We start from the raw sequence: 2,618 nt of genomic DNA, 5'->3' as shown, positions 1-2,618 counted from the left end.
ATTCGCCTGCTCACCCGCAGGCTCGCAAGAAGTTGATATCAAAACACTCTTTTTGATTCAGGCTCTGACAGCCAGTAGATGAAGGAACCCTCGACCGGTTCTCTTCAAGCTCCTGCAAGGAATTCGACAAAAATAGCGACACCGCCTAGCCGCAAGCACGAAAGAATTCTTAACCGCTTGAAATTTAAGTCCTGGCTGTATCTGGAATGACTTTTGCGTTGTCCGACGGCAGTGACTCGGCCTGAGGAGCCCCGCATGATTCAGCCCACCGCAAGGACGGACAAGACGCCCGCGGGGCTGCGGAATGCGATCTTGCAAATCCTTGCAACCTATGGACGCAGGCTAGGTGAAATCCGCAATCCGCAGTCCGCAATCCGCGTTCGGGACGGCCTGCGACCGAGGTCACGCGATCGAAGGCAAGAAGCTTCGTTTGTCTGGAGGACAAGACTCCGACTTCGACAAGTTGGTGATTGCGGCTGATACATGATCGGCGCGCCTCGCCAAGACCATCGGCGACCGCGTGTTGCTTGAAGCGAATGTGGCTCCAACATCACGATACCAAATTCTGGAGTGACGCTTTCCCGGGAGGTCGTTTTCGCAGAGCGCAAGTTCGTTGCTACGCCGATGGATATGGAATTGCGAATCGGCGGCGGCGGCGAATTTCGAGACTGGAGGCGCCCCCAATTATCGTCGAAGTGACAAAAGTGGCGAAGGTTTACCTCCCGGATCTTATATCAACAGAGGGCACACGATGGATGGGGCATCGTCCAACGACTCCGGACACACTTCCGGTGATCAGTTTCTCCCGCGCCGCAATGACGTCATCCACGCCTATGGTCACAGTCATTGTGGTCTAACGCTTGGGCCGACCACCGGGCGGCTGGTCGCGGACATGGTTGACGAAAGAGCGCCAACCATCAATCTTACACCCTTTTCTGTCAGCCGTCTTTCCTGATCTAGAGGATAATCATGAATCCCCATACCTTCATATGCATCGATGCCCATACATGTGGGAGCCCCGTTCGCGTTGTTGCCGGCGGAGCTCCTATACTGCCCAACGTCAGCATGGCCGAAAGGCGTCAGATATTCCTGCGCGATCATGACTGGGTGCGCCAGGCGTTGATGTTCGAGCCTCGCGGCCATGATGTCATGTCGGGCTCCATTCTCTATCCCCCGTCACGTGAGGATTGCGATATCGGTGTGCTGTTCATCGAGGTTTCCGGCTGCCTTCCCATGTGCGGCCATGGCGCCATCGGTACGGTAACCGTCGCATTGGAACAGGGTTTCGTAGTGCCAAAGACCGAAGGACGGCTGGCGCTTGAGGTGCCCGCCGGTCGCGTCGAGGTGGAGTACACACGAAACGGTCGTTTCATTGATGAGGTCCGCATCTACAATGTGCCGGCCTATCTTCATGCAAGTGACGCAAAAATCGACGTTCCAGGCATTGGAGAACTTATCGTGGACGTCTCCTACGGCGGCAACTTCTATGCCGTTGTGGAACCTCAGAAGAACTGGACGGGTCTCGACAGCATGACGGCCGACGATATCCTCAAGATTAGCCCGGTTGTCCGCAAATTGGTACAGGATGCCGTGGAGCCAGTGCATCCAGAGGACGATCGGATTTCTGGGGTGAGCCATGTTATGTGGACTGACAAGGCCAAGCACCCGCAAGCAAATGCACGCAACGCCGTGTTTTTCGGTGAACGCGGTATCGACCGCTCGCCCTGCGGCACCGGCACCTCGTCTCGCATGGCACAGCGTGTTGCAAAGGGGTTGCTGAACGTCGGTGAAATGTTTGTCCACGAGTCTTTCGTCGGTACGCTATTCCATGGTCGTGTTGAGAATGTGTCGGAAGTTGCAGGACGTCCTGCCATTCTTCCGAGCATCGGCGGATGGGCGCGTGTCACCGGTTATAATACCATTCTGGTCGATGAGCGGGACCCACTCGCCTTCGGGTTTCAGGTAAAGTAAGAAAGCCATGATCCTCGAAGAACGCGACTACCGCATCCGCCGATTGGCGAGGTACATGGCACTGCGCCAGGCCCGGTGTGAGGTCGACCGGTTTGGTTATCACGTTTGACTGGCCAATCGCTACCCACTGGGCTCTGCCAGGATCGACCGAAAGAAAGAAGAGCCAAAAAACGACACACGAGAGCCATGATCAGTCAAACCGGCCGGCTTACGCAAAAGAAGAAGCTCCGGCCCGCTCCTGGGACAGGAATTCAACGATTACGTTGGCAAAGACGAGCCGCTGATCATCCTTGTCGGCAACAAACGACGTGGGTGTCGCAGGTTCAAGTTGGCAGGCTGGTGCACTCCGTGCCGCACCCAAAGAGTTGGCGAGATCAACCATTCGGCGGGAAGTTATCCGTTCCACGGCCAAGCAGATCCTCCTCGGGTCGATCAGGGCGGCGCAATCCTTCCAGAATTTGACCGAATACTTCGCTGTTGCACGTCCCCTCGCCCCGCAGATCTGGGAGGTTGTCCCCGAGACGCTATCCAACCGGAACGCATATTCTGGCACACTAAGGAGACCTTAGTGTCCGTTCCAAAAACAGTTGAGTGATTTCAGCAGGTTGTGATTCTGTCGGATTGCGAGATTCGATGGAGATCACGAT

At 55.9% G+C, this 2,618-nt stretch carries 1 protein-coding gene; it reads left to right on the top strand.

The window, feature by feature from the left end; genetic code table 11:
- The first annotated feature begins 969 nt into the window (after positions 1 to 969).
- Positions 970 to 1,971, top strand: coding sequence for a 4-hydroxyproline epimerase (locus X773_RS73355; protein WP_031213475.1), 1,002 nt, complete (start codon positions 970 to 972; stop codon positions 1,969 to 1,971).
- Positions 1,972 to 2,618 lie beyond the last annotated feature (647 nt).

It is taken from the genome of Mesorhizobium sp. LSJC280B00 (assembly GCF_000502835.1).
GTDB lineage: Bacteria > Pseudomonadota > Alphaproteobacteria > Rhizobiales > Rhizobiaceae > Mesorhizobium.
The sequence above is the reverse complement of the archived record's forward strand: the minus strand, read 5'-3'. Positions and strand labels throughout refer to the sequence as shown.